This is a genomic window from Pseudomonas sp. S12(2018) (assembly GCF_024355235.1).
In the GTDB taxonomy this organism is placed as follows: domain Bacteria; phylum Pseudomonadota; class Gammaproteobacteria; order Pseudomonadales; family Pseudomonadaceae; genus Aquipseudomonas; species Aquipseudomonas palmensis.
Genome location: NZ_QLAD01000010.1, coordinates 140,659 through 163,633 on the forward strand (window position 1 = coordinate 140,659; position 22,975 = coordinate 163,633).

Genomic DNA, 22,975 nt, shown 5'->3' on the forward strand with positions numbered 1-22,975 from the left:
AGTTGCGACAGACGGTGTAAAGTTATCTTTGGTCGTGCTAGCTTAATGTAAATTTTTCTATGCGTGGGTAAAACGCCTGTCAGAACATAGAGTTGGCGCCACGTTTTAAAGGGGTTTAAACCCTTTATTTTTCAGCATTTTTCACAGAGGCACGGGATTACATGGAAATCGGTCTGCGCGAGTGGCTGATCGTCATCGGCATCATAGTCATTGCCGGTATTCTTTTTGACGGCTGGCGTCGCATGCGCGGCGGCAAGGGCAAGTTGAAATTCCGTCTGGACCGCAGCTTCTCCAACCTGCCGGACGAAGAGACCAGCGCCGAAGTGCTGGGCCCGCCGCGGGTGCTTGACGACCACAAGGAGCCCCAGCTCGACGAGCACGACCTGCCGTCGATGACGGCTGCGCGCGAGCAGCGCGAGCCGAAGGTGGGCAAGGGGTCCAAGCGCGCCAAACGTACCAGCGAGCCGCAGCAGGGCGACCTGAACCTGGCGGCCGAGCCACGCGAGCCTGACCTGTTCGGCAATGCCGACGACGACTTCCCGGACGAAAGCCCCAAGAGCACCGGCTTCGGTGCCAGCGAAGGCAAGGACCTGCCGCCGGTCGAGGAAGTGCTGGTGATCAGCGTGATTGCCCGCGACGAGAGCGGCTTCAAGGGCCCTGCACTGCTGCAGAACATCCTGGAAAGCGGCCTGCGCTTTGGCGAGATGGACATCTTCCACCGTCACGAAAGCATGGCCGGCAATGGCGAAGTGCTGTTCTCCATGGCCAACGCGGTCAAGCCTGGGGTGTTCGATCTGGACGACATCGACCATTTCAGCACCCGTGCGGTCAGCTTCTTCCTTGGCCTGCCGGGCCCGCGCCATCCCAAGCAGGCGTTCGACGTGATGGTGGCGGCGGCGCGCAAGCTGGCCCATGAACTGAACGGCGAGCTCAAGGATGACCAGCGCAGCGTGATGACCGCGCAGACCATCGAACACTACCGCCAGCGCATCGTCGAGTTCGAGCGCCGCGCCCTGACCCAGAAACGCTGACAGGTATGGCCGCTCCCTGCAGGAGCTGGCCTTGCCGGCGAAAGCTGCCCCGCCGATCCACCGATTTGAACGCCAAGAGCAGCCCCGAGCTGCTCTTTTGCTTTGCAAGAGACGACACACATGACCGCCCAAACCCGCATCCTCGAACTGCGCGCCGAACTCGACCAGCACAACTACCGCTACTACGTGCTCGACGAGCCAAGCGTCCCGGACGCCGAATACGATCGCCTGTTCCGCGAGCTGCAGGCCCTGGAGGCCGAACACCCCGAGCTGGTCACCCCCGATTCCCCCACCCAACGGGTGGGCGGCGCGGCGCTCTCGGCCTTCACCCAGGTGCGTCACGAGGTGCCGATGCTGAGCCTGGGCAACGCCTTCGAGGAAAATGACCTGCGCGAGTTCGACCGGCGCGTGGTCGAAGGCCTCGACCTGCCGACCGGCGACCTGTTCGGCGCAGGGGCGGCGGTGGACTACAGCTGCGAACCCAAGCTCGACGGCCTGGCGGTCAGCCTGCTGTACCGTGACGGCCTGCTGGTGCAGGGTGCCACCCGTGGCGACGGCACCACCGGCGAAGACATCAGCGTCAACGTGCGCACCATCCGCAACGTGCCGCTCAAGCTGCAGGGCAAGGGCTGGCCGGCGGTGCTCGAGGTGCGCGGCGAAGTGTTCATGAGCAAGGAGGGCTTCGAACGGCTGAACGCAGCCCAGGCCGAGATCGGCGGCAAGACCTTCGCCAACCCGCGCAACGCGGCCGCCGGCAGCCTGCGCCAGCTCGATTCGAAGATCACCGCCAGCCGCCCCCTGGAGTTCTGCTGCTATGGCGTGGGCCAGGTGTCCGAGGCGATCGCCGACACCCACATCGGCACCCTCGAAAAGCTCAAGGGCTGGGGCATGCCCATCAGCCGCGAACTGCGGCATGCCGCCGGCATCAAGGAATGCCTGGACTACTACCGTGACATCGGCGAGCGGCGCAACGCGCTGCCCTACGAGATCGACGGGGTGGTGTTCAAGGTCAACAGCCTGGCCTCGCAACGCGAACTGGGCTTTCGTGCCCGTGAGCCGCGCTGGGCGATAGCGCACAAGTTCCCGGCCATGGAAGAGCTGACCGAGGTGCTCGACGTCGAGTTCCAGGTTGGTCGCACCGGTGCGGTAACCCCCGTCGCACGGCTCAAGCCGGTCAAGGTGGCCGGCGTGACCGTGGCCAATGCCACCTTGCACAACATGGACGAAGTGGCGCGCCTGGGGGTGATGATCGGCGATACGGTGATCATCCGCCGTGCCGGTGATGTCATCCCGCAGGTCATGCAGGTGGTCACCGAGCGTCGCCCGGCCGATGCGCGTGCGGTGCACATCCCTACCCAGTGCCCGGTGTGTGGCTCGCAGGTCGAGCGCACCCAGCTGGTCAAGCGCAGCAAGGGCAAGGAAACCGTCAGCGAAGGCGCGGTGTACCGCTGCGTCGGCCGCCTGGCCTGTCGCGCGCAGCTCAAGCAGGCGATCATCCACTACGTGTCGCGCCGCGCCATGGACATCGAGGGCCTGGGCGAGAAGAGCGTCGAGCAGTTGGTGGATGAAGGGCTGATTGCCTCGCCGGCAGACCTGTACCGCTTGAAATTCGAAGACATCGTCGACCTCGAAGGCTTTGCCGAGGTGTCCAGCAACAAGCTGCTGGCTGCCATTGCCGACAGCAAGCGCCCGAGCCTGGCACGCTTCATCTACGCCCTTGGCATCCCGGATGTGGGCGAGGAGACCGCCAAGGTGCTGGCGCGCTCGCTGGGCTCGTTGCAGCGCGTGATGGTGGCGTTGCCGCAGGTGCTGACCTACCTGCCGGATATCGGCCTGGAAGTGGCGTACGAGATCCACAACTTCTTCGAGGACGAACATAACCGCAGCGTCATCGCGCAACTGCTCGAGAACGGCCTGCAGTTGCAGGAGGAGGGCGAGCTGGCCGCCGAGTTCGCGGCCAGTACGACCCTGGCCGGGTTGATCGCCAAGCTCGACATCCCTTCTGTCGGCCCGACGGGTGCCGAGAAGCTGGTGGCCAAGCTGCAAAGCCTTGAGCGCATCATTGCCGCCGACGGCATCGACCTGCGTCAGGCGCTGGCAGCCAAGCAGGCTGATGCGGTGCGCGAGTTCTTCCTGGTCGAGGCCAACCAGGCGCTGGCGCGCAGCGTCGAGGCGCAACTGCGCGAGTTCGGCATGCACTGGGAGAGCGAGAAGAAGGTTGCCCAGGGCTTGCCGCTGGCGGGGCAGACCTGGGTGCTGACCGGTTCGCTGGAGCGCATGAGCCGGGATGTCGCCAAGGACAAGCTGGAGAGCCTGGGGGCCAAGGTGGCGGGGTCTGTTTCGGCCAAGACCCACTGCGTGGTGGCGGGCCCGGGGGCAGGCTCCAAGTTGGCCAAGGCCACTGAGCTGGGGCTCAGGGTGTTGGATGAGGATGCGTTCGTGGCGTTTCTGTCGGAGCAGGGCATAGCGGTGTAGCGGTCACGCGGCCCGCTTCTGCCCGAAGGGCGTGGGAGCGGGCTTGACCCGCGATCGAGCGCGAAGCGCTCGCAACACCTGAGCGCACGGTGCGTCAGGCACACCGCAAGCGCTGTCACGCACATGGTGTAGGCTAGGCTCCAGCCAGGAGGTGGCCCCATGTACCCATTCTTCGAACAGCTCGTCGCCCGTATCGCCGCACCCTTCGTCAGCCAGGCACGCCGCAGCACGCGCGTGTGGCAATGCGAGTGCGGACAGTCCGTGTTCTTTCGCAACAGCCAATGCCTGGCCTGCCAGGCGTCGCTGGGCTACTGGCCCGATACCCACCATGTCGGTACCTTGCTGCCGGCCGCTGTGGACGGCCAGTGGTACCTGGACGGCCAGCCAGAACTCGGCCCGCTCAAGCGTTGCGCCAACCTCGACACCCCGGCTTGCTGCAACTGGCTGCTGGCTGTCGACGACCCCGAAGTGTTCTGCCTGGCCTGTCGCCTCAACCGCACCATCCCCGACCTGTCGTTCACCGAAAACCACCTGCGCTGGCGCAAGCTGGAAACCGCCAAGCGCCGCCTGATTGCGCAACTGCTGCACCTGGGGTTGCCGGTCACGCCCAAGCAAGGCGCAGCCGGCGAGGGCATCGCCTTCGACTTCATCGGCATCGACATTGCCGGCAATCCCCCCACCACCGGCCACGCTGGCGGCCTGATCACCCTGGATATCCGCGAAGCCGACGACGACTGGCGCGAGCAGGTGCGCGTGCAGCTTCAGGAGCCCTACCGGACCGTGCTGGGCCACCTGCGCCACGAGATCGGGCATTACTACTGGGACCGACTGGTGGCCAGCAGCGCCTGGCTGCAGGACTTCCGCCGCCTGTTCGGCGACGAGCGCGCCAGCTACGCCCAGGCCATGGAGCGCCACTACCAGCAAGGTGCTCCGCTGGACTGGGCCGTCGCCCACGTCAGCGCCTATGCCACCATGCACCCCTGGGAGGACTGGGCCGAAACCTGGGCGCACTACCTGCACATGACCGATGCGGTGGACACCGCCCTTGCGCTGGGCATGGACGCCTCGGTGATGGACCTGGACTATCCGCCGTTCGATGCCCGCAGCTTGTACCAGCCCGAGCACCCTGGGGCGCCTGCGTTCCTGGCGTTCATCAATGCCTGGGTGGAGCTGTCGGCGATGCTCAACGAGCTGTCACGCAGCATGGGCCAGACCGACTTCTACCCGTTCGTGCTGAGTGCGCCGGTGGTGGCCAAGCTGCACTTCATTCACTGCGTGATCCAGGGCGATGCCCCGGCGGCAGTCACAAGTCCTTGAGCCAGAGTGGTTTTTTCACGGTACAGAGGTTGTAACTTCGCGTCAGACCGGTACAATGGCCCCGCTCGCTGCCAGGCGAGCATCGTTATGGTGACCCCATCGGTCCCCCCGCAACGATTACCCGTAAACCTGGTCAGGCCCGGAAGGGAGCAGCCACAGCGGGAACATCGTGTGCCGGGGTGTGGCTGGTGGGGTTGCCTCCATAACGCAAGCCCTTGTCTGCCAGGGGCCGCCTCTATCCAGTTCCCTTTCCCCCGAATACGCATGCAGTGCACTGCTTTCCCTTCGCGCGCACGAAAAATGCCTGCGACCTTATCACTGTCGCAGACACCTCACTCTCTTCAGCGCTATCAGCAGGGCTCGTAAATGAGCGCCTTGTAATCGCCACCCTCCCGGTAGATATAGCGCCCGATACATTCAATGTTGGCTATCTGTGCAACGTAGGTAATACGGTCCGGTTTGAATTCCCGTGCCGCGGTGAGCAGCACTTTGGACAGGTCTCTTTTGACGTTTGTCACATGTTGCTCGTTGGTCTGGCTGAAATCGTCGTACTCGATGGCCCAGACGGTATCCACATCCTTCAACTTCTTCCATTGTTGTTCTGCCAGGAAGTTGTTGAAGTTGTCTCGTTCCGATTCCTTGTTAGTGAGGTCCAGCGAAAGCAATACCCTGATCATTGAGTCATTCCTTTGTGCGGTGCGCTAAGGGACGACGCTGCCCGCTGGCAGCGCCCGGCGGGCATGATTGCAGAAGCGCAGCGCTCGCTTCAAGACGCTGTAATTGCGCAGAAACGGCACGCCTTTGAATGTTTCTGTTTATTTTAAAGTACCTGAAAGCCCTTTGTTCCATAAAAAGACTTTATAGCTCGTGTTTCTTTGCGTAGTAACTTTCCTACATGGTCTTGGTTAAGTTGTTTAGTTGCTGTTTTTTGGTAAATTCTTGAATTATTTTAACTCTCAGGTGATGGCCATTTAGCATTGATGGATGAAAAGCGAGTGACTAGGTTGCAAGGGAATTTCACTGCTTATGGGAGCCCACCATGACCCTCTGCCTGTTGTCCCTCGACCTGTCCAATACCGGCGAAGTTCAGCGCGTGGCCTTTTGCAAGGTGCTCAAGGACGATAACTGGAAGCGATTTCGCAATGCCGACGCCACCTGGGAGAAGTCATACGAACTGGCCTACGACGCCCTTGTCGAAAAGCGCGTCAAGACCCTGCTCGAAGCTGCCGCCAATATGGCGGGTATCGAAGAACTGAGGTTCGTGGTGCAAGCCGGCGAGCAGGAGGGCTGGTGTTGCCAGCTGGAGAAGATCCACGGCATCTACCACTTCACCACGTTCGAATCGGCAGCAGATCTGAAACTTGCCTGAATGTTCCATCAGTGCCCGCCGTAGCCCTTTGCCACAGCGGGCGCTCTATTTAGAGGCTATGATGGGCGCCCGGCACTCTGATCGCTTGCGAGTTGCTTTCACCGCTCCTGTTGATAAAAGCCCAATGCCCAAGACACTTGAAAACCCATGCGTCGCAAGGCGGCAGCTGTTGCGACTGGCTGCCTATGCACCGGCACTTGCGTTACTCGCACCCCTGGCCGGTTGCACCCACAAGCCGCGCTTGGACGCCACGTTCCTGCAAATCTGGAAAAGCCACTTCCAGCTCAGCCGCGATGAGTGGATGACGCGCATGGTAGGCATGCGTGAATTTGGTTGTGACGAGCTGCTGCTGCAGTGGGTGGGCTTGCACGGGGGCGACGAGCCCGACTGGATGTTGCCGGACGCGGTCATGCAGACCGTGCTCGATACCGCCGGCAGCAATGGTATGCGCGTACGCATCGGCCTGCCCTACGACAACGGCTGGTGGAAGGCCCTCTCGGCCAAGGACGAAGCTGCACAGGCGGCGTTTTTCGACCGCTCGCTGCAGGGCGCAACGCGCTACATGCGCGAGTCGCCCTGGTCCGGGCACCGGCAGTTTGCCGGGTGGTACATCCCGTACGAAATCGAGCAGTACCACTGGGCCGAGGCGCCTGCTCAGCAACGCCTGGGTACCTGGCTGGCAGATTTGTCCAGCGTCTCGCAACAGGCCGGGCATGGTGTGCCAGCCATTTCCACCTACTTCAGCACGTTGACGACCCAGGGCAGCCTGGTGCAGCTCTGGCAGTCGCTGCTCGATCGAGCCCAGCTGCGCCCCATGGTGCAGGACGGGGTGGGCGTGGCCGGTTGGCCCAACATCCAGGCCATCGAACCGCTGCTGTTGTACCTGCGCCAGCGCAAGGTGACCTTCGATGTGATTGTCGAGCTGTTCGAGCAATTGCCGTCCGAACGCAACGACGGCACCGACTTCAAGGCGCGCTCGGCCGACTATGCGCGGGTAGAGCGTCAGCTCGAATGGGCCGAAACCACCGGGGCCGAGCATGTCGTGGCGTTCGCCGTGGACCCGTGGGCACTGGGGAGCGACCCGCAGGCCCAGGGCCTGCGGCGCCAGTGGCTTCGCTCACGTTCCTGAATGGGGCGGGCGCTCAGAGCGAGCGCCCGATGATCTCGCGCATGACCTCGGTGGTGCCGCCGAATATGCGTAGCGCTCGTGCATCGGCCCAGGCGCGGCCGATCCCGTACTCGCTGCTGTAGCCGTAACCACCATGCAGTTGCAGCAACTGATCGAGAATCTGCCCCTGCATCTCGGTGGCATTGAGCTTTGCCATCGCCGCCACCGTCGGGTCCAGTTGTTCGGCCATCAGTTTCAATACGCAGTCATCGAGAAACACCCGCAGCATGGTCAGGCGCGACTGCGCGTCGGCCAGGATGAAGCGGTTGCTCTGGTGATCGATCACGCGCTTGCCGAACACCTTGCGCCCGCGGGTGTACGCCTTGGTCTCTTCCAGCATGCCTTCGGTGGACGCCGCAGCACGCAGGGCAATTGCCAGCCGCTCGCGGGCCAGCTCGCGGCTCAGGTACTCGAAGCCGGCATTGAGCTCGCCCAGCAAACAGTCGGCGGGTACGCGCACATCGTTGAAAAACAGCTCGCAGGTGTCCTGGGCATGCTGGCCGATCTTGCGCATGGCCGGGCCCTTGTCGAACCCGGCCAGGCCTTCCTCCACACAGAACAGCGACAGCCCGCGCGCGCCAAGGTCCGGCTCGGTGCTGGCCACCACGATCACCAGCCCGGCGTTGACCCCGTTGGTGATGAAGGTTTTCTGCCCATTGAGCACGAAATGTTCACCCTCGCGGGTTGCGCGGGTGCGGATGGCCTTGAGGTCGCTGCCTGCACCGGGCTCGGTCATGGCGATGGCGCCGATGATTTCACCGGCCGCCATGCCCGGCAACCAACGGTCCTTCTGGGCCTGGGTGCCAAGGCCGAGGATATAGGGCGCGACCATGTCCGAATGGATCGAGAAGCCGATGCCCAGGCAGTTGGCCCGTGCCAATTCCTCGATCACCACCACCGCATGGCCGAAGTCGCCGCCAGCGCCGTAGGGAGCCGGCAGCGCCGAGTTGAGCAGGCCCTGTGCGCCGGCCTCGCGCCACAGCTCGCGCGGGGTCAGGCCGACGGCTTCCCACTCGTCGTAGCGGGGCAGGATGCGCTCGGCAATGAAACGCTGCACCTGGTCGCGAAACATCAGGTGGTCGTCGCGAAAGATCGTACGCATCGTCAGGCCTATTGGGCGTAGGTGTCGGTGCTGCTGAGCTGGCCGCGCAACACCGGTTTCTTCGAATCGCCGGTGAGGAACAGCGCGTAGTGATCACCGGGGTTGAGTTGCGGCAATGGCCAGCGCTCGGCCAACGCTTCGCCGCACCCGGCGGTCAGCAGCGCCGTCACCGGGTTGATGGCCCGCGCCGTGCTTGTTTGCGCCGGCACGTCCTCGAACAGTGTGGGGCCGTCGGCAACGCTCAGCGTGCCCTTGGCACAATCGTCGGCCAGGTTGTAGAAGCGCAGCTCGGCCTTGAGCGCATCATCGCTGCTGGCGACGTCATCCACCACCTTCCACGTGCCTTTGTGAGGCACCAGCGTATTGAAGCTGTCGGGTGCAACCTTGAGTGTGCCGGCCGGTTTGCCGTTGACAGTGACGGTGAAGTCTTCGCCGCCCTTGACGATGGCATAGCTGCCCGCCACCTGGGCAGGGCCAAGTGTCTGCACGCTGCTGCGGGCTACCTGCACCTGGAGCGGCTGGGTGCCCGGGTTGACTACCCGCACGAATGCCGAGCCAGCGGCCGGGCGCGGGGCATACAGTTGCGCCAGGACGCCTTCGGCCTGGGCCGATCCGCTCAGACAGGCGCCCAGCAACAGGGCGGCGCGCAGGGCAGGGGAGCGCTGTTTCATGCTTTCTCCTTGGTTCGTTTGAGGCGCGCGTCCAGGTACTGGGACTCCAGGCGCTTGCGGTCGATCTTGTCCGAGCTTGTGGTGGGGAACAGGCCGCAGGCCACCAGCTCCGAAGGGATCATGTAGGGCGGCAGGTGTTCGGCCAGCTGCGCCTTCCACTGGCCCAGCGCGTCGGGCAGCGGGCCGATGAGCCCCGGCGCCAGGGTGTGCGGGGTGGAGACGAAGCCGATCATGCGGACCAGGCTGCCGTCCGGACGGCGCAGTGCCACGGTGGCTGCCGCCTGCACGCCAGGCAATCGGCCAAGCGCCGCGTCGATTTCGCCCAGCTCGATGCGGTAGCCGTTGAGCTTGATCTGATCGTCGCGCCGGCCATGGAAATACACCAGGCCCTGCGCGTCGATCTCTGCCAGGTCACCGCTGCGGTAAGTGCGTTTGCCCTTGTGCAGAAACAGGCTTTTGGCGGTCAGGTCCGGGCGCCCCAGGTAGCCGCGCATCACGTGATCGCCGGCGATGCACAGCTCGCCGTCTTCCAGAAACAGCTCGGCGTACGGCTTGGCGCGGCCGATGGACAACGGATTGCGTGCACCGTCCAGTGGCCGCACGATTTCCACCCAGGTTGTCGAACAGGTGGCTTCGGTGGGGCCGTAGGAGTTGATGATCCTTGCGTCCGGAAAGCGTGCCCAGAGTTGTTCGGCCATTACCGTGGTCAGCGACTCGGCGCCGAACACGAATACACCCAGCGACGGCAGGTGCGCCTGGTCGAATGTGTCATTGAGAAACTGCTGGCGCACGAACGCCGGGGTCGAGGCCCATACCTGCACCCGGGTGTCTGCCAGGTAGTGCACGAATGCCTCGGGGTCGGCGATGGTCTCACGCGGGCACAGCACGCAGGTGCCGCCCAGCGCCAGCGCGCCGCACAGGTCGAACAGCGAGAAGTCGAAACTGAACAGCATCTGGTTCATGAACGCCGGGCGGGGGCCCAGCGCCAGGCAATCGCGGATCCAGCCAGCGAACAGCGCCACGCTTTCGCGGCCGATCTGCACGCCCTTGGGCTCGCCGGTGCTGCCGGAGGTGAACATGATGTACGCCAGACCTGCTTCATCCAGCGGTGCTGGGCTTGCGGCGCCGGCCTCGAAGCAGTCCAGCGCGGCGTTGTAGCGCTGCGCTGCGCCAACCCGCTCGGTGATGCGCTGCAGGCGCTCGGGCGGGTTGATGCTGTCTACCGGCACATAGGTCACGCCCATGCGCAGGCAGCCGAGCATGGCCACCACGAAGTCGATCTGCTTGTGCCCGCTGATCACCAGCGCATGCCCCGGCAGCACGCCGGCAGCCTGGGCGCGCAACTGCCACGCATTGGTGGCGTGCAACAGCTCGCCCCAGTTCATCTGGCGCTGGGCGTCGCTCAGCGCGGGCGCGTCGTCGGCGTGGTCGGTTTCGGCGAATTCACAGCGATCGAAATCGAAATACATGCAGGCCCCTCAGTCTCACAGAACAGCGGTGTGCGTCAGGCCGCCTGATGCGCTTCGACGAAATCGGCCAGCGCATTTACCGACTCCAGGTGTTCCTCGATCTCGGTCGGCGGGATCTTGCAGCCGAACTTGCTCTGTACGGCCAGCACGATATCCACGGCCGTCAGCGAGTCGACCAGACCGGACTCGATCAGCAGATCGTCAGGTTCGACCGTTGTCTGGATGACGTTGCCGACGATTTCGCTCAGCTCGGCGATGAGGGCTTGGTTGGTCACGATGCAATGCTCCGGTAATCAATCATTAAAACTGGAAGTAAAGGAAGCGCGCTTCCTTGTGCAGGTTCATCAGGCACAGCAACAGCAGCGCGGCCAGAATCACCAGCCACTTGAACGTTGGCTGCCAGCGCAGGAACACGGGGCCGGTGGGTTGCGGCTTGGCCAGCGCAGGGGAAAACACGCCCATGATCTGATGCGAATTGGGCAGGCACCAGACCACGGCCAGTGCTGCCAGCACATGGAAGATCTCCAGATGGCGGCCCATGAACATCCGCCAGGCATCGCCAAGCGCAACTTCGGCCGGGTACTGCACCACAGGCAGGCTGTCAAAACCCCGCAACCCTAGCATGCCTTCTACCAGCAGCAGCGCATCCTGAGTATCGGCGGCGCGGAAAAACGCCTGCGCGATGATCACGGCGGCGAAGGTCAGCAGTACGTAGCCGGCCTTTTTCAAACGGCTGCTGGTGCGCTGGGCCAGCGGCTTGCGCCCGACCACGAAAATGCGCCAGGCATGGTTGATCGACAGGTACGCCGCATGCAACAGGCCGAAGATCAGGTATTGCAGGCCCGCGCCGTGCCATATACCCGCCAGGCCCATGGTGAAGGCCGTGGGCAGGATGATCGTGGCCGCGAAGCCGCCGGGGCTGGACACCCCCTGCGTGCCTACGGGCAAATTATGCTTGGTACGGTAGCGCGATACCGCCATGGCCACCGGATAGTACAGGTAGGCGGTCAGGTAGCGCGTCAGCGTCATGTGCCAGCGCGCCCAGAAGTCGATGATGCTGCTGGCCTTGTACGGCGAGTTGAAGTTCAGCGGAAAGCGGATGCCAAACATCTTGGCCAGGCCCAGGGCCATGTCCGAATAACCGGAAAAGTCGAAGTACAGCTGCAGCGCATAGGCCAGCCCGGTGCCCCAGGCGGCCCAGAACTGCAACTCGCCGGGCTGGGCGAAGCCGGCATCGGCATAGCCCGCGATCGGGTCGGCCAACAGTACCTTCTTGGCCAGGCCGATGACGAACAGCATGCCGCCCACGCTGAGGTTCTCGGCACGGAAGCGGTAGTTATCGCGCTGGGCGAACTGCGGCATCATTTCCTTGTGGTGCAGGATCGGGCCGGCGATCAGGTGTGGGAAGAAGGTCACGAACAGCACGTAGCTGAGCAGGCTGCGTTCCTTGACGATGCCGGCGCGGCAATCCAGCAGAAAACCGATCTGGGTGAAGGTGAAGAACGAGATGCCCAGCGGCAGGATGATGTCGTCCAGGCGCCCGCTGCCCAGGCCCCAGTCGGCCGCGAAGTTGACCAGGGTAACGAAGTACTTGTAGTGGAACAGCAGGGCGATGTCTGCCCCGACCCCGAACGTGGTCACCGCCATCTGAAGGCGCGGGCGGCTGCTGGTGCTGAGGATGACCTGGCTGATGAGGTAGTTGAATGCGATGGAGCCGATCAGCAGCAGCACGAACTGCGGGTTCCACCAGCCGTAGAACACCAATGAGGTGATGCACAGCCATACGGCGGCCATGCGCAGGCTCACCGCGCTGATCAGGTAGTGCGCAGCCAGGGTCAGCGGCAGGAACAGAAAGAGGAAGAGGTAGGAGTTAAAGAGCATGGTCGTCCTGTTGCTCAGGCAATGTGGCGAGCACGGCGCGTTCGTCGGCCGTCAGCGGCAGGGACAGGGCCATCTCGGAAAACTCCCAGATCACCAGCTTCAGGCTGGTGGGCCACGTGTCGCGTTTCTTCAGGGTGGCGAGCAGGGCGCCGCAGAACTGGCCGCCGTCCATGCTCTGGTTCCACACCTGCCGGCCGAGCTGGATGCCCAGGCGTTCGGCAAATTCGCTGCGTCGGCCATTGGAACTGCCTGCCAGCAGTACTTCCACGGGCGGTGTGTCGTCCAGCAGGCCGCCACTTCGGATTGGCGTGATGTGTACCGGGTGCTCGATATCCAGCGGCGGGCGCCAGGCGGGTGGGGCTTTTTCCAGGCCCGCCAGGCTGATCAGGTCGCCCATGCGCGCCACTGCGGCACCGGGTTCTGTGCTGCTGAAGGTTTGTGCGCCCTTGTGCCCGAGCAGGCTCAGCGCACGTGCGCCGACCGCCTCGGCGGCCGCTTGCGCACCGCTGGCCGTCATGTGCACGTCGGTGTGGAAAAACCGCGGTTCGTCACCCTTGGCCAGTGCCGGATACAGGTCGGCGTAGGCCACCCCGTTCCCGGCCAGGCTGGCCTGCCAGTGCTGCAGGCGCGCCTGCAGTTGCGCGCTTTGTTGCAGGCCGCACAGGCCTTCGGTCTGGATTCGCGACTTGTCTGGCACTGCCACCACCAGTACCTGCAGGCCCTGGGCACGCAACTCACCAACCCAATGGCGCATCAGGCGCAGGCGCGCCTCATAGGCCCCTGTCACGCCGGGCTGCGCGCGCAAGCCGTCGCGGTAGTACAGCCAGCCCGGGCAGCCCTGCACCACCTGGGCACCAAGGTTGCCGAAAAAGCGGTAGCGCACTGCGGCGGTGAGCGTGTCGGCATCTTCCTGCAGCGGCAGCTTCAAGGCCTGCCCCAGCACTTGCCCGGCCGAGCCGTCTGCCCAGGCCGAGGGTTTGAGCTGGGAAGGTTCGAGCTTGGCATGCAGGAGCATGTCCACACCCACGGCCTGGCCCACCACAAGCAAGGCGATGATCGCGGCGGCGCTCAGGCGGTGCGACGGCGGTTTTTGCACAGTGGCCATCGATCAGCGTCCCAGGGCACCGTGCAGGCGATTGCGCCAGGCATCGGCACTCATGATCGAGGCGTTGTCCCACAAGCCGGTGGCCTGAGGGCCCTGGGCATAGGTGGGCTCGAACATCTGCCACACCAGCACCTGCGGTGGGTTCTGCTTGAAGTCGGCCGACTCCAGGTACTCCAGCAGCATGATCCAGTGACCGACGTTGCCCGGCTTCCAGTTCACCGAAACCGGGCGGTCGAGTGTGTTGGAAAGTTTTTGCGGGTAGCCGAAGTACGGCTGCACCATGCTGTGGCCGGTCACGTGAACCGGTGCCGGTGCGGCATCGAGTAGCCCGCCGCCAGCAGCCTGGCGACGCACGGTAAAGGTTTCGCGGCCGGTCGCCTTGCGTTGCTCAGGGGTCAGGAAGCGCTCGGCCAGGTCGCCAAAACGCCGTTCCTTGAACTCGCTGCCCAGCGCCATGCCGGTGCCGGCGCTGCCCTTGAGGCTGGGCACGTCGCGCTTGATCTGCTCGGCAGTGGCCACGGCAGTGGCATCGGCGGCGGCCTGCGTCCAGTGCTGGTCGGTGCGGTAGAACACCTCCTGGCCGCTGTCCTTGAGTTTCTTGAGCACGGCGTAGTCGTCAAACGCCGGAATCCCGGCCTGCTTGAGCTTGCCAAGGATGGTCTGGTAGCGCTGCTGTACCTGCGGGCTGAGGGTTTTGCCGGCGGGCAGCTTGTCCTGATAGAACAGGGTCTTGTCCGGCAGCACCAGCACCTGCAACTGCACATTGCGCGCGGCCAGGGCCTGTCGGGCTTCATTGATGAGTGCGGTGTTGGCGTCGATGCCCTTGGTATCGACTTCAGTCAGGCTGCCCCAGCCGGGGAATAGCCAGCCATCGGCACCATTGATCACGATGGACGAATCATCAGCCTGCGCGGTGCCCAGCGACATGCTCAGCGCCGCGCCAAGCAGAGCGCTGCCCAGGCGCTTGAAGGAAGGGGCGAGCAACAGCGAAATCGTCATGCGTAAATCCTTGTGAATGCCGGTCTCAATAGGACAGTGTGAGGTTCATGAACAGGCCCTTGGCTCGTTCGGTCGCGCCGCCGCCAATCGGGAAGCGGTACTGCATCGACCAGTTCAGATAGGAGCGTGGCGTATTGTAGTGGTCTTCGCGGAACCAGTAGCGCACGTTCACGCCGGGGCCCACGCCCATCGACCACGAGCGTGCATCGCTGGTGAGGGAGTAGTTCTTGTCGGGCAGGCCGTTGACGATATCGCTGAACTCGCCCGTGTCGCTGGTGACTTTCAGGTCGGTGGCCTGATCTTTCTGCCAGATCCAGTCCGCCGCCCCGACGATATGCGGGAACACCACGATGTTAGGCGACAGCGCGGGAACGCGGAAGCTGCGCCCGATTCGCAGCTCATTGGTCAGGAACAGTTGCTCGCGACGCAGCCGGCCATTGGCTTCAAGCAGTGTCTGCGCCGCTTTGCCGTCGGTGGTCACATCGTGAACCGTGTACTTGGCCGAGTTGTCATCCAGTGCATAGCCCAACTGCGAATAGGCATCCAGGGTGAACCAGTCGGTCACGTCGTTGCGAAACTCGGTGCCTTTGTAGAAGCCGTAGGTCGTGTACGCCAGCCAGCCGCCGGCACTGCTGCCCAGCTTGTACTTGGTGAGCACGCCATTGATCTGATTCTGCGGGGCGCGAAGCTGATTGGCCTCACGAACAGCCTCCTGGATTGCGCAGCGATCCGCATTGGAGGCCGGGTACGCCGTGCCTTCACGCGTCGCTGAGCCGATGAAAAAGCGTCGCTCCAGGCCAAAGGTAAAGCCGGTATCGGACAACATGTAGCGCACACCCAGGGCGCCGATAGTGCTCGGGAAGCCGGTCACCGAGCGCGAGTCGTTGGTTCGCCCGCTGGTGTCGATCGCCGAGGTGCCGTCGCATGGGTTGACGATCTGTCTGGATTTGAACTTGCCGCCCTCGTCGTACAGCGTGTTGGTCAGGCGCCCATAGACTTCGAGAATGCCGTTCTGGTTGTTGAACTGGGTCGGCCGCCAATACAGCTCGGCGGTGCTGAACACCGAGTCGCCGGAGGTGGACAGGCCGGCGCCGTCGACGTTGACGGTCGGTTGCGCGCCGCGGTAACCCAGCGACACTGTCGCGCCCCATTCACGGTCCAGCCCGGCAATCGCGTTGCGCGTGTTGTAGCGCTGCTGTTCGTCGAGGTCGAGTGTCTTGGCATCGTCCATGTCGATCGCGTGCTTGAGCTGGCGCACGGCGGCCGGGTTGTCGCCCATGGCTGAGGTGGCGAACGCCTCGTCGAGTATCGCGGTGGGCGGCGCGTTGCCCGTCTGGCGCGCGGCGCGAAAATCCTGGCGAGCCCGCGCCGGCTGGCCGGTGCGCTGGCGCAGGTAGCCGCGCTGCATCAGCAGTTGCGCATCGGTGGGGGTGCGGGCAATCGCATCTGTCAGTCGCTGTTCGGCCTCGGCGGCCTGCACGGTGTCGCCAGAGGCCAGTGCGGTGGTCAGCAGGCGCTGGAAGTCGAGGTTGTCGGGGGCCTGTTCGACGGCTGTGCGGGCCTGGCGGATCGCTTCCTGATAGTCCTGGCGCGCATAGGCGGCATAGGCATCGGTGGCCGGGCCGGCGGGACCGGCCTGGGCATCCGATGGCAACAGCTCGCACTGGGTGCCGTAAGGCGTGTCCTGGCAGGACTGCAGCGGCGCCGGGTAGTTGGCCACGGTGAGTCTGGCCGGGGCGCGTTCACCCAGCTGCTCGCGGCGCTTGTGGGCGGCTTCGTCGGTTTCTTCCAGGCTGCCGAGCAGCGCCACTGCACGGGCTTGATCGCCGGCGGCCAACGCGCCGTCGGCGGCAATCAGGCGCACGTTGCGCCGCTGTTCGTCGTCCAGCCAGTCCTGCGCCAAGGCTGCGTCGAAGTCGCTGCGGGCTGCCGCAGCGTTGCCCTGCAACTGACGCAGGTAGGCGCGCATCACCAGCATCACGGTGCTTTCGTCATCTTGTTCCAGCGCCTGGTCGGCGGCCTGTTCGGCAGCGCCGAGCTGGTTGTCCTGCAGCAGGGCAGTCACCAGCAGCAGCCGGTGGCTGGCGATGTCAGGCGCCAGGCTTACGGCTTCGTGGGCCAGCGTTGCGGCATCGCCCGGTCGGTTGGCGATCAGCGCCTGGTAGGCCTGTTCGGCCGGGCGCACGGCCATGCGCCGCTTGAGGGTCTGGCGGCGAGCATTGAGGTCGCTGGCATTCGGTGCACCCAGGGTGATGGCGCTACCGGCAGCCTGCTCGGCTTCGCCCCACTTTTGCTGAGCCTCCAGTGCGTCGAGCCAGAGCATGGCCCACGCGCCCTGGGTTGGGTCGATGCGAAAGGCCTTTTCGCCGTCGCGCTCGGCACTCGGCATGTCGCCGGCGTTATAGGCGGCATAACCCTTGGTGGCCAGCGGGAAGCCACGCTGGTAGGCCGCTGACGGCGCCTTGGCGCCCGTGGCCGCCGGGGTGTTTTGCAGATTGGTCAGTGCCGTGCGCAGGCCAGGTTCCTGCACGCCGCGCTTGAGCGCCGCCTGGGCGGCCTGGCGAGCCTGGCTGATGCGTCCAAGCTTTTGCAGGGTGTACACCTGCAGCAAGTTAAGGCGGCCCACGTCGGGGCGCAGTTTGAGCGCGGCGTTCACCTGGGTCAGGGCGTCGCGGTAGCGGCCGGCCTGGTAGCTTTTATAGGCAAGGTCTGCCTGCTGCCAGGCTTCGCCTTCCAGCGGCGCTTCATACGCCGCGGCCAGGGCTGGCAGCGGCAGGAGGCTTGCGCCGCAGCACAGGGCCGCGGTGAGCAGAAGGGTGCGCGAAGTCGGCGTCATGAGAGTTCAGGGGACCGTTGTTCAGGTGTGCCGGGGGCCGCAGGCCCGCCCGTTTCCTTCTGGAAGTTGATTGCTTCGTTCAGGGTGTCTTCATCCAGGTAGCCGTGTTCCAGCAGAATCTGCCCCAGTGGCTTGTGCTCCTGGGCCTGGGCTTCCAGTGCCTTGGCCAGCGACGCCTCGTCGATCGCGCGCCAAGACATCAGCAGGTCACCCAGGCGCAGGCGCTGCTGCACCAGTTGGTCGGATGAGGGGAAGTCGTGCATGGTCTTGTCCCACACCAGCGCCTTGCCCAGAAACAGATGGCCCAGGTACAGGCGCCAGGCGCGGGCGGCGGCCATGGCATTGATGAAGTTGCCGATGATCATCCGCGGCCCGGACAGCATGGCGTGCTCCCAGCCATACAGACGGCCAACGAAGTACGCGCGCTGCAGTATCCGCAGGCTGAGCAGGATGCTGTTGACCCACATAAGGCTCAACAGCCCGCTGTTGGGGGTGAACGCGGACGGAAAGTAAAGCGTCCACCAGCCCATCGCGCCCATCAGCATGAAGGCCAGGTGCTGGAACAGCAGCACGTAGGCCAGGATCGCCACGAACGAGGTCAGCAGGCCCTTGCGGTCACGGAACAGCAGGTATTTGGTGGCCAGCGAACCGGCCCAGCCCACCTGGCTCCAGCCTTGAAGGCCGATGCCCAGGGTCCAGCGCGCCTTTTGCCGGTAGGCGGTGCGGAAGGTGTCTGGGAAGTACTCGCGCACGCCCAGTGGCATGTGGATGGCCACCATCTTTTCCGGGCCGTTGCCGAACCAGGTGCTTCGCTTGGCCACGTAGTCAACCGGGAACTTGCCGAAGATCTGCTTCATGCCGCGACGCGCCAGGCGTGCGCCGATGTCGTAGTCCTCGGTCAGGGTATCGGTGTTGAACGGCTGATTGTTGGTCTCGGCCGACAGCTCTACCAGTGCGCGGCGCGAGAAGCAGGTGCCCACGCCCGCCGAAGGCACCATCTTGGACATGCTTTCGCGCACCACCAGGTCCTTGGTGTGCCATTCGGCGAATTCGTCCATGTAGGTGCCGGCCACCAGTTCGTACCAGTCCCGTTCCAGCGAGGTCACAGGCAGTTGGATGAAGTCGATGCGCGGCAGCAGGTAGTTGAAGTAGTGCAGCTCCAGGTGGTGCAGCACGTCTTCGCTGTCATGCAGGATGACCCCGGCGAACGGCTCGGGCTGGCGTGCATCCTGGGCGAAGATCGCCTGGATGATCCAATTCAGGCAGTCGGCCTTGCAGGTGGGGCCGTCGTGGGGCACCTCCACGCGGATCAGCTGCTTGTAGCGCCGCCGCATGCGCTCCACCTCTTCGATGGTGCGCGCGTCGTTGCAGTAGGTGCCGACGAAGATGTAGTAGTTCTTGTATTCCAGCGAACCGACCATGTTCTCCAGCATTGGCGCGATCACGTCGTACTCCAGCCACGCCGGAATCATGATCGCCAGCGGCTGCTCGGGCTTGGCGCGCAACTGCTCGGCGGTCAGCGGCGCATAGCGGCGGCGCTTGACCAACAGTTTGCGATAAACCTGGCGCACCCAGTACCAGCCGTCGATGAACAGGTCATCGAGGCTGGATAGCATGATCATGATCCCGACGATAACCGTCACGATCTCCAGCACGCGGTAGTAGTCCGCCAGCAGGTAGGGCAGATAGAGCGAGGACATGGTCTGTTCCCGTAGTCGTTACTTGCCTTTGTTTTTCAGGCGGCTGCGGCGGGCAATGACACCCAGGATCAACATGCCCAGCAGTGCCGCGGCAAACAACGGTAGCGCCCAGGCCAGATACTGGCGCCACTGGTGGAACGGTGTGCCGGCCAGGCCCAGTTTCTGGCTCAGTTCCGGATCGGTGCTGTCGACCCAGGTCAGCGGGCCGTCTTCACCCAGTACCACGGCATTGCCACGGTTGAGCACGAAAGCTTCGCGCGGGGTGAGTACCTGCTCGCCCAGGGCATACCAGACCACGCCGTGCTGGCTATTGGAGTCGACCACCGACACCGCGCTCAATGGCTGCGGGCCTTGGATATCGAGCCAGGCATTGTCGTCGTTGCCTGCGCGCAGGCGCTCCAGGTCTTTGACTTCGATCAGGGGCTTGGCGCCTGCCAGGTTCACGCCCACCGACACAAAGGGCTTGCTCGGCTTGAATGCCTGCGCCGGATCGACCAGGCTCAACTCGGCATTGACCGGCGACACCGAGGCGGCGGTGCTCAGGCGAATCACCTGACGCAAATGGGCAGCGGGTGCGGCCAGCGCGGTGTTGGGCACGATTACCTGGGCGTCGCCGGCCAGCAGCGGCAGCAAGCCGACGAAGGTGCCGTCCGGCTCAGCCTCGGACGAGCGCAGGAAGCTGGTCGGCAGTACCTCCACAGGGTACCCCTGCGGAATCTCGGCGCAGTTTGGCGATACTGGCTGGCGCTGGAAGCGCACCTGCAGGTTGTTGGTCACGCCTAGAGCATAGCCTGGTACTCGCGCGGTCAGGCGTTGCGGCGTGCCATCTGCGGTCAGTTGCTTGGCATTGAGCAGAATGCCGTTCCACAGTACCGAGGCTACCGGCAGGGTGCTCGAAGCTCCCGGCGCAGCCGCTACATCCAGAACCAGTTCGCCAGGCATGCGGCCATCGACAGCTACTGCGCTGAGCGGGAACACCGCATTCCATTCACCGCGCGTCACTACATCAAAGGCGGTCTGGGAACCGCCAAGCGACGCGATACGCAGGTGACGGTCGTCATCGCCGTCGTTCTCATCGACCGCGTGCACTACCGCGTCCGGGCGGATCAGGACATTGCGCCAGTGCGAGTCGAACACACCCGCAGCCTCGGCGCCTGCATCGGAGGCCACCGCAATGACCGCCTGATGACCCAGGCTGACCAGCTTGACCTGCTGGCTTTCCAGTGGGCTCTGGCTCAGCGTGGCATGGCGTGCACGCCATTCGTCCAGGGCCTTGGCCGCATCACTGTCGCTCTGCAACTGGGTGCGCAAGGCATCCAGGGCGGTATTGATCTGTCCTGTCAGGGCAGTGTCGGCAATCGCCAGATCGGCGCGCGTGGCGGGGGCGTCAAGCACCATCAGTGCACCGATTTCTGCGCTGTTGGCGATCGTATGCCGGGCCTTGCCGACCAGGTTGGAGAAGGGTGCCATGCCGGTCAACGCGGCTGGGATGTTCAAACCATCGACTACGACCACATCGCCCACAGCCGGAAACGCGCGAACCCGGGCACGCTTGGCGGCGCGCTCCAGGGCAACGCCCACACGCCATGCACTGTCGAAGCTGGATTGCTCCAGGGTGCCGGCGGCAATCAGAATCACTGGTTTGCCGGGCAGGGTGCTCCAGGCATCGGCCAGGGTATTCATGGCCTGCATCGAATAGCGGTAGCTCAGCTCGGTCTGCGGCGACAGGGTCAGAATGTTGCTGGTCTGGCGGGTCGGCTCGCACAGGCGCTGGCCACTGGGCGAACTCCAGTCGATGGTGAAGTTTACGAAGCCGGATTCATACTGGCGCGCCTCTACCGGCAGCACTCGGGTCAGGTCGCCGTCGCGGTCGGTCACGCGTCGTGCATATAAAGGAAGGCCATCGACGGAGTACTTGAGTGCTGCGTCGGCGGTCTCGCCCTTGATGAAATTGCCTTGCACCTTGATCGATGCCGAATCCAGCGTCACGCCTTTTGGAACCGGCAGGAAGAACGCCTGGCGGTTGTCGCTCTCCTCGAGCACCACCGGGTTGGTGATACCCAGGTCGGCCAGCGAAACGCTGCGCTCTACCCAGTCGTTTTGCGCCAGGGCTCGCAGGGCTTCACTGCCAGGCGAGGCCATGGCGAACAGCGGCACGGCAAAGGGCGCAACCAACAGAATGCGTTTGATCAGGGCGGCGCGGGGCAGGCAATTCAAAAGAGTATTCATGCGTGTTAACGGCGGTCTCTGACAAAGTAAAGGTCATGGCTGTCCCATACACGCACATGCACCGGAAGGCGAGGTCGGTGTTTGCGCAGCAGGGTGCAGGCGATGTGTTTTGGCTCAGTAACGGTGCTCAACCTCGAAAGAGGCTAGCAATAGACCTTCAAAAGACGGGCCGGCATGAGCTCGAAAAGTGAACGATAGCGTACGAAGGGGTGTCGATTTAGGATCCGTCCTACAAAGGCAGGCGCACTGTGTAGTATTGCAACGCCATGTGTCAAGATTTTGTTGTAATTTTAGCCTTTGGCGCGGCTTTTTGCCGCGCCTTAGGATTTTTCGCCATTTTTTTGACTCGTGATTTGAGTTAACTGACGGAAATAAGTTGTTCGATGGGCTGTGGGTCGAACTCCTCGAATTCGCGACCGCTCAGTGCCGCGATGATGCGTGCGCTGGCATGCCCGTCCCCATACGGGTTCACGCTGTGGGCAACGTGTTGATAGTGTTCGGCATCATCAAGGAACTGATTGACCGCACGCACGATGCGTTCGCTGTGGGTGCCAACCAGGGTTACTGTGCCAGCTATCAGCGCCTCGGGGCGCTCGGTGGTGTCACGCATCACCAGTACCGGTTTGCCCAGGTGCGGGGCTTCTTCCTGTACGCCGCCCGAATCGGTAAGGATTACGTAGGCGCGGCGCATGAACCACACGAAGTCCAGATAATCCAGTGGTTCGATCAGGTGAATGTTCGGCAGGTTGGACAGCGTTGCCATCACCACGTCGCGCACCTGCGGGTTGAGGTGCACCGGATAGACGATTTGTACATCGTCGCGCTTGGCCAATTGCGCGAGTGCCGAACAGATCTGCATGAAGCCTTCACCGAAGTTCTCCCGACGGTGACCGGTAACCAGCACCATGCGCCGTGATGCATCGAGCCATGGGTAGCGTGCAGCCAGGTCGGCCTGCAGGTCCGAGCGGTGGTCAAGCTTCTGCACGCTGAGTTCCAGCGCATCGATGACTGTGTTGCCCGTGACATAGATGGTGCCTTGCAGGTTTTCTTGCAGCAGGTTGTCGCGCGAAGTCACGGTCGGCGCGAACAGCCACTTGCCCATCACATCGACTACTCGACGGTTCATCTCCTCGGGGAAGGGCTGGCTCAGGTCGCCTGTGCGCAAGCCTGCCTCGACGTGACCGATGGCTATGCGCCGGTGGAACGCCGCCAGGCTGCAGGCAGCGGCAGTGGAGGTATCACCGTGCACCAGCACGCAGTCTGGGCGGACCTCTTCGAGCAGGGCATCTACCCGCGTCATCAGGCGTGCGAACAGGCCGTTGAGTTGCTGGCCGGGGAGCATCACGTCGAGGTCATGGTGGGCCCGAATATCGAACAGGTTCATCACCTGGTCGAGCATCTGGCGGTGCTGACCAGTGGTGCAGACAATACTTTCAATCCCAGGGGTGCCGGCCAAGGCCTGCACCAGCGGCGCCATCTTGATGCCTTCGGGGCGGGTGCCGAATAAGGACAATACTTTCATGATTTTCAGTTTCGCCAGACGTGAGGATGGGCCGCAAGCGGGGGAGTGCGCGCAGCCTACCTGATCGCCGGGCCGGCTTGCCAGCGTACGGCGGATGCATT

16 protein-coding genes, 1 other RNA gene and 1 pseudogene are annotated in these 22,975 nt (G+C 63.8%); 6 read left to right on the forward strand and 12 right to left on the reverse strand.

Translation table 11 applies throughout. The annotated features are described in order from the left end of the window. The first annotated feature begins 161 nt into the window (after window positions 1-161). The 4 genes from zipA (at window position 162) to ffs (ending at window position 5,017) form a co-directional block, all read left to right on the forward strand. Window positions 162-1,031, forward strand: a complete 870-nt coding sequence (zipA, locus tag DN388_RS22310; protein WP_043862361.1) for a cell division protein ZipA — start codon at window positions 162-164, stop codon at window positions 1,029-1,031. Between the two features lie 120 nt (window positions 1,032-1,151). Further along, on the forward strand, window positions 1,152-3,506 hold the full coding sequence (gene ligA / locus DN388_RS22315) for an NAD-dependent DNA ligase LigA (RefSeq protein WP_255002087.1): 2,355 nt from the start codon (window positions 1,152-1,154) through the stop codon (window positions 3,504-3,506). A gap of 159 nt (window positions 3,507-3,665) precedes the next feature. Continuing rightward, window positions 3,666-4,823 (forward strand): putative zinc-binding metallopeptidase, encoded by a 1,158-nt coding sequence (locus DN388_RS22320; RefSeq protein WP_078480252.1) that lies wholly within the window; start codon window positions 3,666-3,668, stop codon window positions 4,821-4,823. Window positions 4,824-4,920: 97 nt separating this feature from the next. Continuing rightward, an RNA gene (gene ffs, locus DN388_RS22325) (signal recognition particle sRNA small type) lies at window positions 4,921-5,017 on the forward strand. Between the two features lie 156 nt (window positions 5,018-5,173). Here ffs and DN388_RS22330 read toward each other — a convergent pair. Next, window positions 5,174-5,500, reverse strand: a complete 327-nt coding sequence (locus DN388_RS22330; RefSeq protein WP_255002091.1) for a hypothetical protein — start codon at window positions 5,498-5,500, stop codon at window positions 5,174-5,176. A gap of 362 nt (window positions 5,501-5,862) precedes the next feature. Here DN388_RS22330 and DN388_RS22335 point away from each other — a divergent pair, with 362 nt between their 5' ends. Beyond that, a complete protein-coding gene (locus DN388_RS22335; protein ID WP_123753591.1) occupies window positions 5,863-6,192 on the forward strand; it encodes a hypothetical protein in 330 nt (109 codons plus the stop codon). Between the two features lie 241 nt (window positions 6,193-6,433). Then, a complete protein-coding gene (locus tag DN388_RS22340) occupies window positions 6,434-7,321 on the forward strand; it encodes a DUF4434 domain-containing protein (protein ID WP_255002092.1) in 888 nt (295 codons plus the stop codon). A gap of 13 nt (window positions 7,322-7,334) precedes the next feature. Here DN388_RS22340 and DN388_RS22345 read toward each other — a convergent pair whose 3' ends face one another. The 11 genes and pseudogenes from DN388_RS22345 to wecB all read right to left on the reverse strand — a co-directional run bounded on the left by DN388_RS22345 (window position 7,335) and on the right by wecB (window position 22,874). Next, window positions 7,335-8,468 (reverse strand): acyl-CoA dehydrogenase family protein, encoded by a 1,134-nt coding sequence (locus tag DN388_RS22345; protein WP_236176450.1) that lies wholly within the window; start codon window positions 8,466-8,468, stop codon window positions 7,335-7,337. 2 nt (window positions 8,469-8,470) lie between these two features. Then, window positions 8,471-9,133 (reverse strand): alginate O-acetyltransferase AlgF, encoded by a 663-nt coding sequence (locus DN388_RS22350; RefSeq protein ID WP_255002093.1) that lies wholly within the window; start codon window positions 9,131-9,133, stop codon window positions 8,471-8,473. Continuing rightward, window positions 9,130-10,602 (reverse strand): AMP-binding protein, encoded by a 1,473-nt coding sequence (locus DN388_RS22355; protein WP_255002094.1) that lies wholly within the window; start codon window positions 10,600-10,602, stop codon window positions 9,130-9,132. Before DN388_RS22355 ends, DN388_RS22350 begins: the two co-directional genes overlap by 4 nt. 35 nt (window positions 10,603-10,637) lie before the next feature. Continuing rightward, window positions 10,638-10,877 (reverse strand): acyl carrier protein, encoded by a 240-nt coding sequence (locus tag DN388_RS22360; RefSeq protein ID WP_123753596.1) that lies wholly within the window; start codon window positions 10,875-10,877, stop codon window positions 10,638-10,640. A 25-nt stretch (window positions 10,878-10,902) separates the two neighbouring features. After that, on the reverse strand, window positions 10,903-12,483 hold the full coding sequence (locus DN388_RS22365) for an MBOAT family protein (RefSeq protein WP_255002095.1): 1,581 nt from the start codon (window positions 12,481-12,483) through the stop codon (window positions 10,903-10,905). Beyond that, window positions 12,473-13,588 carry a hypothetical protein gene (locus DN388_RS22370; protein ID WP_255002096.1) on the reverse strand — a complete coding sequence of 372 codons (1,116 nt, stop codon included), beginning with the start codon at window positions 13,586-13,588 and terminating at the stop codon, window positions 12,473-12,475. Before DN388_RS22370 ends, DN388_RS22365 begins: the two co-directional genes overlap by 11 nt. A gap of 3 nt (window positions 13,589-13,591) precedes the next feature. Next, window positions 13,592-14,587 (reverse strand): twin-arginine translocation pathway signal, encoded by a 996-nt coding sequence (locus tag DN388_RS22375; RefSeq protein ID WP_123753599.1) that lies wholly within the window; start codon window positions 14,585-14,587, stop codon window positions 13,592-13,594. Between the two features lie 25 nt (window positions 14,588-14,612). Next, entirely contained in the window at window positions 14,613-17,423 is a 2,811-nt protein-coding gene (locus tag DN388_RS22380; protein WP_255002097.1) for a hypothetical protein, read from the reverse strand. A 53-nt stretch (window positions 17,424-17,476) separates the two neighbouring features. Further along, window positions 17,477-19,123: pseudogene (locus tag DN388_RS22385) on the reverse strand (glycosyl transferase family protein); the annotation flags it as partial. Between the two features lie 18 nt (window positions 19,124-19,141). After that, window positions 19,142-21,352 (reverse strand): hypothetical protein, encoded by a 2,211-nt coding sequence (locus DN388_RS22390; RefSeq protein WP_255002098.1) that lies wholly within the window; start codon window positions 21,350-21,352, stop codon window positions 19,142-19,144. A 358-nt stretch (window positions 21,353-21,710) separates the two neighbouring features. Further along, the gene (wecB, locus tag DN388_RS22395) at window positions 21,711-22,874 is read right to left on the reverse strand and encodes a non-hydrolyzing UDP-N-acetylglucosamine 2-epimerase (protein WP_303627177.1); all 1,164 of its coding nucleotides are present in this window, start codon (window positions 22,872-22,874) and stop codon (window positions 21,711-21,713) included. Between the last annotated feature and the right edge of the window lie 101 nt (window positions 22,875-22,975).